We start from the raw sequence: 9,080 nt of genomic DNA on the forward strand, positions 1-9,080 counted from the left end.
TTACACTTGTAGAACTCTTAGTTGTAATTATCATCATCGGGATCTTAGCAGCAATCGCTTTACCTAACTTCCTCAACCAAGGTGCTAAAGCTAAACAGACTGAAGCTAAACAAAACATTGGTTTAATCAACCGGACTCAAACTGCTTTCCGTTCTGAGAAGCAAGCATTTGCAACTTCTTTCGATGTGCTCGCTACTGGTACGCTCACTGGTGCTGCTGGTGCTGCAAGTACTAGCAACTATAGCTACGCCTTGGTTGGTGCTACTGACACTGCGACTCTGACTGCTCAAGCCAATGATGGCGCACTCAAAGGTTACAGCGGTGGTAATAATCGCTACAATAACCCCGCTGGTCAAAGCGTAATTGCCAGCATTCTGTGCGAAGCAAATACTCCTGGTCTTGGTACACCTCCGACTCCAGTTGCTGGTACTTCTGCTTCCTGTGGTGCTAACTACACTCAATTAGGTAACTAATCTTAGTTTCTAATCATCGGGTCTGGGACCCGATGATTTTATCAAAAGCCGCTCTATATATTCAACGATACCGAGCGGCTTTTTGTGAAAATTTAATCGCATTATTTCGCTAGATCGGTATCGATTAGCTGCTAAACATATACCCCAACCCGAACCGGAAATATTAAAAATGAGAACCGAACTAAAAGCTAAATTTCTTCAACACCTCACTGCTCGCAAAAATAGCGAAAAAGGATTCACGCTCGTAGAATTACTCGTAGTAATCGTCATCATCGGTATTTTAACTGCGATCGCTTTGCCTACGTTCTTGAATGAAACTTCTAAAGCTAAGCAAACCGAAGCCAAGCAAAACGTCAATTCCATTAACAAAGGACAAATTGCTTTCCGTGCCGAAGAAAACAACTATACTACTAACCTCGATATCTTAGCAATTAGCAGCGTCAGATCTAATGCTGGTGCTCCTGAAGTTGGTACAACAACTAATTACACCTACACCCTTTCTTCTGATGCTACTGATTCTGCCAGGATCTTGGTTGCTTCCAGAGATCCAGGTCTCAAGGGCTTCACTGGCGCGGTTACTCGTATCCAAAGAAGTGGTCAGAACATTATGGGTACTGTCATTTGTGAAGCTACCTCGACTGGTACTGCCACTCCTGCCACCCCTACTACTACTGCCAATACAGACCCTGCTTGTAATGGTCTGAAAAAACTCAGCATCTAGAGCCTTATGTCGGCTCTCGCGCTCCAGATCTGTCATCGTCTCCATTCATTATGTGTCGATGGCGGTCTTTCTTGACGGTAGGCATGTTGTCTGCCGTCTCCATCGTCGTATAAATATCATCCGTATTTCCAGACATCCTCTCAGTTTTTCAGACACCCTCTGAAGATGTTATTGAATCTGTAGTGTGAGTCTGATGCAAGATGAGATAGATAGAGATCCTTTAATAATAACGATCGGCTTTAATCTGACTGCCTCGCTTGTAGCTAGAACAAATATACTATTTAATTCGTTGAGTAACTGAAAATGAGAACCGAATTAAAAGCTAAATTTATCCAACACCTCAACGCTCGTCGCAACAGCGAAAAAGGTTTCACGCTTGTAGAATTACTCGTCGTTATCGTTATCATCGGTATTTTGACGGCAATCGCCTTGCCTGCGTTCTTGAATGAGACTGCTAAAGCTAAGCAAACCGAAGGCAAACAAAACGTCAATTCAATTAACAAAGCACAAATCGCTCGGCGCGCTCAAGAGCAAACCTATACTACTGACCTCGATATCTTAGCAATTAGCAGCGTCAGAGCTGATGCTGGTACTCCTGCAACTGGTACGACAACTAATTACAGCTACACCATTTCTTCTGATGGCACTTCTGATTCTGCCAGGATCGTGATTACTTCGAGAGATCCAGGTCTCAAGGGCTTCACTGGCGCGGTTACTCGCCTGCAAAGAAGTGGTCAGAACATTGTGGGTACTGTCATTTGCGAAGCTCTTTCGACTGGTATCGCCGCTCCTGACAACCCTGGTCTTGCTCCAAACGCAGATCCCACCTGTGGTGCTAATACTAGAAAGCTGAGCATTTAGAGCTTTATAAAAGACTCAGTAAATTTACTGTGAGATCTCCGGCTTGACAAATATTATTGGGTAAATACCTCGATTCGTTCTAGCTTGATAATTAGCTACATTGAGAAAGAATTTCTTCTTTATCAATGTCGAGCTAATGCAGACAATCGCATCTATACCTTCACTCTCATTGTTCGCATCCCCTGAGAATGCCATTGATTTTTACGAACATGCCATCGATCGAGACGAGGCGATCGTAAGTAATTATTGGCAGCTAGGAATCGCTTATTTATTCGCAGGTAGAGAAGATGATGCTCGCGCAGCATGGTTTATCCCCATTTCAACTGCCGATCCAGATACGATCGACGATTTAAGTACCCAGTTAATTGATGCTCTAGATCGCGAAGCTCTAAAGCAAGCAGAAATTTCAGAACTAGAAAAATCTTGGTCGCTACGCCAGCATATTCAAGCTTTAGCACCCAACTTTATTGAAAATATATTCCAGGCAATATATTTAGGATACATGACCGATCGACTCACTCCAGACTTGCTGATTGAGTGGCAAGTATTGGATCTAGTGAAGACGCTTTCACCTGGCAGTATCGATGACGATCTGCTCGATCGAGTATTGGAGTCATTAATGATTATTCGGATGGATCTGGGTCTAGATCTAATTGAATCTTGCCTACTACTAACTGGCTCCAAGCGATTAGCAATTATAGACAAGTTACTAGCGATCGCCCACGGACTGATCGATCGTCTATACCTATATGATTTTGTGACTGCACTAGTAGAAATGTGCGATCGGATTCAGCCCAATACTTTATCTATATTGCAATTCTTAAGCTACGTTCATTGCAAAGTAGATAATTATCCGCCTGCAATAGCGGCGGCAGAAAATTATTATCAGTTAGCATCTAGCAGCAGAGATCGATTGTTTGGAAGTTTTATGGCTCAAAGAGCATGTTTTAGTGCTGGAGATTGGGAAAGAACTCAAGTGAAATCTGATATCCATGCTCGACTGCTAGCAGAAATTATCGCTCTAAATCCGACCGATTTAGATCGCGAACTCGATCGACATCTGATCCTCACATCTTTTTTCTTGCCTTATCTAAAAGACGATCCTTGTCATACTAGATTATTGCAAAATCAAGTTGCAGCTATTTATCCGCAGAATATTAGATCGACAAATATTATTCAAGCTAGTAGTTCCCGATCTACTAATTCAAATAGACGTTTACGTATTGGCTATGTAGCTGCTACTTTGAAAAATCATTCTGTTGGATGGCTCTGTCGCTGGCTCATCCATCATCACGATCGAGAGTCTTTTGAGATATTTCTTTATTGTGTGAATACGAGCGCAGAAAATAACTTCAATCATCATTGGTTTCGAGATAAAGTAGACCATACTGTCTATTTTGGGTATGACGATCGAGAAGTTACCGCTCAGATTCGGGCAGATGAAATAGATATTCTGATCGATTTGGATAGCATAACTTTCGATCGTACCTGTATGGTCATGGCGGAGAAGCCAGCACCAGTTCAGGTATCATGGCTGGGGTGGGATGCTAGCGGACTGCCAACGATCGATTATTTTATTGTCGATCCTTATGTGCTGCCCGAAAATGCTCAGGAATATTATCAAGAAAAACTCTGGCGATTGCCCCAAACCTATCTCGGAGTCGAAGGATTTGAGGTGGGAATTCCGAATATCAGCCGCCAAGATTTAGATATTCCGGCAGATGCAATAATTTACTTTAGTTCTCAAGCTGGTTTCAAACGGCATCCCGATAATATTCGCTGTCAGATGAAGATTGTTGCTGCCGTACCAAACAGTTATCTATTAATTAAAGGCAAAAGCGATCCGACTGTCGTTCGCAACCTATTCGGCAGAATCGCTCAAGAAGAAGGTGTCAGTTTCGATCGTTTGCGATTTTTGCCTCAAGCACCCACTGAATACATCCACCGCGCCAATTTAGAGATCGCCGATATCGTTCTCGATACCTTCCCTTACAACGGAGCCACAACCACACTAGAAACTCTATGGATGGGCATCCCAATGGTGACGCAAGTTGGCAAACAATTTTCCGCCCGTAATAGTTATACCTTCATGCTGAATGCTGGAATTGAAGAAGGAATTGCTTGGAGTCAGGATGAGTATATCGAGTGGGGAATTAAATTAGGTTTACATTCCAATCTCCGGATGGAAATTCGCGAAAAATTACGTGCGGGGCGACAAACTGCACCAGTTTGGAATGCCAAGCAATTTACTCTCGATATGGAGCAAGCATATCGAGAAATGTGGGCAAAATATCAAGCAGAAACTCAATCTAATCCAAGCGATCGCTACAATCATAACTAAATTATATGCAGGTTTTACATCTACCCCAATCCTCGATCGATCGTCAGTTCGATCCCGATCGCTTAGACCAAACGATCGAGTATTATGAAACGATAATCGATCGTGGTGACGAAGCTCATCTCAATTATTGGTATCTCGGCATCGCCTATCTTCTCCAAGAACGGGAAATAGATGCTCAAGCAACTTGGTTTATTCCCTTTGAGAGGGTGTCTGAAAAGTCCCGAATCAGCCCCCTAACCCCCAATTCTGGGGGAACCGGAATAGAAAGTCCCCCAGAATTGGGGGATTTAGGGGGCGTTTGGGTTGTCGATCTGACTTTTCAGACACCCTTCGAGAACGATTCGGTAGATGTAGAAGCTCTTACTCACGATCTAGCTAGTACGCTCGATCGGATCGCGACCGAAAAACTCACTCTAAACTGTCTCGATAATGCTTGGCTGATTAGTCAGTACTTACGTGAAGTAGATGCCGCGCATCTAAATAACTTATTCCGATCGATCTTATTAGAGATTAAGCTAGAGAGGTTCGACCCAGAAACCTTACCAGATCTCGATGCTGCGACTATCTTAGGAGATGCAGAAAATCGGGAGTTCGATCGCCAGTTGTTGGCAAATCTGCTAACTGCAATATTATATTATCCATCGACAGAAGTTTGTGAGTTTATCGAGCAATGTTTGATTTATTTGCCTAAATGTCAGGACGAATCGATCGCTATAGTTGTCGATGCAGTATTGGCATTAGAGCATAAATTTGGCAGTCAAGCATTTTTTATTGAAGCTTTAGAAAAGTGTTTAGCAGTACAGCCCGACAATATTGCAACTCTCAACGCTCTGTCGAAATTATATTGTAACGATCGCGACTATCAGCAAGCTATTAACATTGCCAATCGTGCTTACGAGCTGTGCGGTAATTTAATTAGTAAGATCGTTACTAACAACACAATCATCAGAGCTATCCTCACTTCTGGCGACTGGCTCAATGCCGATGGAATCATCGATCGACACTATCGCTTACTGTCAGAATTGGTCGATCGAGAAGACGAGTTATTACCTGCAAATACCAGTCATCTCGTTATCGGTGCGGCAGTTTTTATTGCTTGTGTGACCGATCGACCTGAATATTTTCGATCGCTTCAAAATCAGATTGCTAAAAAATATCTTCAATCGACTCAATATCGTTTACCCAATCGTTCGCGCAGCGTGGGCTTTGCCCAATCGATCGCCCCATCATCCCTAGCCAAACGATCGGGAGTTATCAGGATTGGTTACTTGGCATCGACATTAAGAAAGCATTCTGTTGGTTGGCTGAGTCGGTGGTTGTGGCAGTATTACGATCGGGAGAAGTTCCAAGTCTTCAACTATTGTATCAACCAAAACCCTGACGATCCATTTTATCAACAATGGTTTGGCGATCGTGCGGATGTAAGTTATTGTTTTGGTGATAATGTCGATGAAATTATCGATCGAATTCAGGCAGATGAGATCGATATTCTCGTCGATCTCGATAGCTTGACTTTAAATTTGACTGCGAAAATTCTCGCGGCTAAGCCCGCTCCCGTTCAAGTAAGTTGGCTGGGTTGGGATGCGACGGGTTTGCCGACTGTCGATTATTTTATGGCCGATCGCTACGTTTTACCGGACAATGCTCAGGAGTATTATCAAGAGAAGATTTGGCGACTGCCGCACAGCTACCTAGCTGTTAATGGTTTTGAAATCGGCATCGCAACTTTGAAACGGCGGGATTTAAATATTCCTGACGATGCCATTATTTATTGGAGCGGACAAGTCGGACACAAACGCCATCCCGATACGGTTCGCTCGCAATTACGCATTTTAAAAGCGGTACCTAATAGTTATTTCCTAATTAAAGGCGACACAGATCCCCAAATCGTGCGCGAATTTTTTGGTCGAATTGCGGCTGAGGAAGGTGTAGAATTCGATCGCTTGCGGTTCTTGGGGAAAGTGGCTGATGAGTATACCCACCGTGCCAATCTGGCGATCGCCGATATCGTACTCGACACTTTCCCCTACAATGGTGCCACCACGACACTGGAAACGCTGTGGATGGGTATCCCAATGGTGACGCAGGTAGGACAGCAATTTGCCGCGCGCAATAGTTATACATTCATGGTCAATGCCGGAATTGAGGAGGGGATTGCTTGGAATGCCCAGGAATATGTCGAGTGGGGGGTAAAATTGGGACTCGATCGTGAATTGAGAATGCAGGTTCGAGAGAAACTAAGATTGAACCGTCAAACCGCTCCAGTGTGGAATGCCAAACAGTTTACGCTAGATATGGAAGCAGCTTATCGCCAGATGTGGGCAATATATCAAGCAAAACAGCAGGAAGTAGTCGAAGATGACTCAAATAATTAAGTAGGTAGATGCAATTTGTTCGAGACTATCTTCGGTGTTAATCTGACGATTTAGTAGGTCGTAATTGCTAGCCTTAGCTAATTATGGTGCTGTCGATCGATTGGCTGGTAAAATAGCAATAAGTATGTACCTATATTTATGCGCCGCGATACGATCTTCTAGCAATTATTTCAGCAATCGCCTACTCTGTTATTTGAGTTATTACCACAGCCACCAGCACGAGCAAATGAGTATGTGTTTGAAGCAGTTGAGGTGAAGGAAACTGCTTTTAGAATGGATGGGGTATTTGTGCCACCAGATCGCTCTGGAATTGTCTATTTCTGCGAGGCGCAGTTTCAAAAAGATGAAATGCTATATGAGCGGATGAAATCGCGCTGAGGTCTCCTCAGCGTGCGTTTCACCAAGCAGCGAATGGTGAGCGAGATTGGCATTTATGTTTACCGAAATCGCGAGCGACTTTCTGATTGGCAAGCAGTAGCGATCTATCCCAGTAGAAGTATCGAACAATCTGATACTGGCATGGTGAGAGAGTTGTTGGCTAGCGGACGTATCCTGCGGGTGTTTCTGGATGAGTTGGGTGAAATCGAAGAGTTGCCGAGTGGTGTTGGGTTGATGGTGCTGACGACGTTGGAGGGGAATGCAGCAAAAACTGAAGCAAGAAGGGCAATCGCACGTTCTGGTGGCGACCGAGATATAATCGAGATGATAACCAAGATCGTGGTTTATAAGTTTAATTCATTAAGTCGGGATGAGGTGAATGTGATGTTGGGGATTGAGTTACAACAGACGCGAGTTTATCAGGAAGCTAAGGCTGAGGGTAAAGCTGAGGAACGAGAAATTGGATTACAGCGAGAAAGAGCATTAATACTCAGGCAGCTTAATCGCAAGTTAGGAAATCTCTCGTCACAGCTTCAAAGTAAGGTTTCTGCGCTCTCGATCGAAAATGTAGAATCTCTTGGTGAGGCTCTATTAGATTTTAATTCGAGTGCCGATTTAGAAGCTTGGTTGAGTCAAAATTGACGATCGATTGAGTCGATCGACGAATCAAAGCAACCGAGCATCGCAAGGTTATCGACGATCGATGTTCGACGATCGATCTCGAAACTTAGATTAACTAAATTTAACGATTACCTCTCGGCGCGGCTACGCTAACGATTAAGTCGAGCGAAGTCAATGTGCGATCGACCCTACAATTTTAGCTGAAACCTAGCTGGTGGGCAGTGCCCACCCTACTGGGACTACGCGATATCTTAAAAAACCTGGGTAGGGGTAATTCATGAAGCGGTTCGCGCACGCCTTTGTTTCCCGACGGTTTAGCGAAACAAGACATTACCCCTACCCAGGTTTTTTAGAGCGTGATATTTGCTATTTAGGCAACCGTTTCAGCCACTGCTTCAACTTTTTCTACTTCTATCGCTGCGGCTTTGATTCTGGCTTCCTCGGCGAGGAAGTCTGCCAATTGAGATCCGATCTCCCGGCGGACAATGCCTCTGTACTCCAAGAAGTGTTCGATTTGGGCACAAGTAACCAAATAACTGCTAACCCCACCTGGATTGAGCTTGTACATGCTCCAGAGGTTGCTCCAGAACTGCCAACGAGTAGAGCGAACTACGCCTTGTCGCCAGCAGATGATCAGGAGGGCGCGAATCACCATCCAACTAAACTCTTTCTTGCGACCTTCACCTTTGTATGGATAGGTGGCTTCGCCGAGGGTTAGGTAGTGGCGGTAGGTGCGATCGAGGAATTTCGATGGCTCGTATAATTCATCGAAGGCATCCATGTACTCGATGGCGATTTCTTCGAGCGGACGGGTGGGGACGAAGTTCATCAACGTGGTTTGGTTGATGTTGCCATCTGCTGTACCGCGCAGGCGACCTTCTTTGGCTAGTCGATGGGATAGTGCGGTATCGGGTAATGCCTGAAGCATACTAAATACAGCGGTGGGGATATTTGTCTGTTCGACAAATTTGACGATGCGCTGTCCGGCACCTGTTTTCTCACCGTCGAAGCCGATAATAAATCCAGCCATGACGCGCATCCCGGATTTAGCAATGCGTTCGACGGCTTCGCTGAGGGAACTGCGGGTATTTTGGTGTTTTTGAGTCAGTGCGAGACTTTCCTCATCGGGAGTTTCGATGCCGAGGAACACGGAACCGAAGTTGCACTGCACCATCATATCCATCAGTTCTTGGTCGTTTGCCAAGTCTACAGAGGCTTCAGTTGCAAAGGAGAAAGGATACTTATGCTCGACCATCCACGGTAGTAATTCTTTGAGCAACAGTTTGACGTTGCGTTTGTTGCCGATGAAG

The 9,080-nt window shown here is 44.5% G+C and carries 7 protein-coding genes and 1 pseudogene; 6 read left to right on the forward strand and 2 right to left on the reverse strand.

Features of this window, described 5'->3' with window-relative positions; translation table 11 throughout:
* Positions 1-473: type IV pilin-like G/H family protein (locus tag RMO35_RS08930; RefSeq protein ID WP_309740350.1), on the forward strand; the 473-nt coding region annotated here is incomplete at its 5' end.
* Positions 474-642: 169 nt separating this feature from the next.
* Positions 643-1,194, forward strand: a complete 552-nt coding sequence (locus tag RMO35_RS08935) for a type IV pilin-like G/H family protein (RefSeq protein ID WP_309740351.1) — start codon at positions 643-645, stop codon at positions 1,192-1,194.
* Between the two features lie 4 nt (positions 1,195-1,198).
* On the opposite strand, the gene RMO35_RS08940 is transcribed toward RMO35_RS08935, so the two are convergent.
* Entirely contained in the window at positions 1,199-1,330 is a 132-nt protein-coding gene (locus RMO35_RS08940; protein ID WP_309740352.1) for a hypothetical protein, read from the reverse strand.
* Positions 1,331-1,497: 167 nt separating this feature from the next.
* On the opposite strand from RMO35_RS08940, the gene RMO35_RS08945 reads away from it, so the two are divergent.
* From RMO35_RS08945 to RMO35_RS25260, 4 genes and pseudogenes are all read left to right on the forward strand, one after another.
* The gene (locus tag RMO35_RS08945; RefSeq protein ID WP_309740354.1) at positions 1,498-2,055 is read left to right on the forward strand and encodes a type IV pilin-like G/H family protein; all 558 of its coding nucleotides are present in this window, start codon (positions 1,498-1,500) and stop codon (positions 2,053-2,055) included.
* Positions 2,056-2,191: 136 nt separating this feature from the next.
* Positions 2,192-4,396 (forward strand): O-linked N-acetylglucosamine transferase, SPINDLY family protein, encoded by a 2,205-nt coding sequence (locus tag RMO35_RS08950; RefSeq protein WP_309740356.1) that lies wholly within the window; start codon positions 2,192-2,194, stop codon positions 4,394-4,396.
* Positions 4,397-4,401: 5 nt separating this feature from the next.
* Positions 4,402-6,771: an O-linked N-acetylglucosamine transferase, SPINDLY family protein gene (locus RMO35_RS08955; RefSeq protein ID WP_309740357.1), complete on the forward strand. Its 2,370-nt coding sequence runs from the start codon at positions 4,402-4,404 to the stop codon at positions 6,769-6,771.
* A gap of 138 nt (positions 6,772-6,909) precedes the next feature.
* Positions 6,910-7,791, forward strand: a pseudogene (locus RMO35_RS25260) (DUF2887 domain-containing protein).
* Positions 7,792-8,140: 349 nt separating this feature from the next.
* Here RMO35_RS25260 and RMO35_RS08970 read toward each other — a convergent pair.
* A partial coding sequence (locus tag RMO35_RS08970) for a DUF4070 domain-containing protein (protein ID WP_309740360.1) occupies positions 8,141-9,080 on the reverse strand: 940 nt, incomplete at its 5' end.

Source organism: Chamaesiphon sp. OTE_20_metabat_361 (assembly GCF_031364565.1).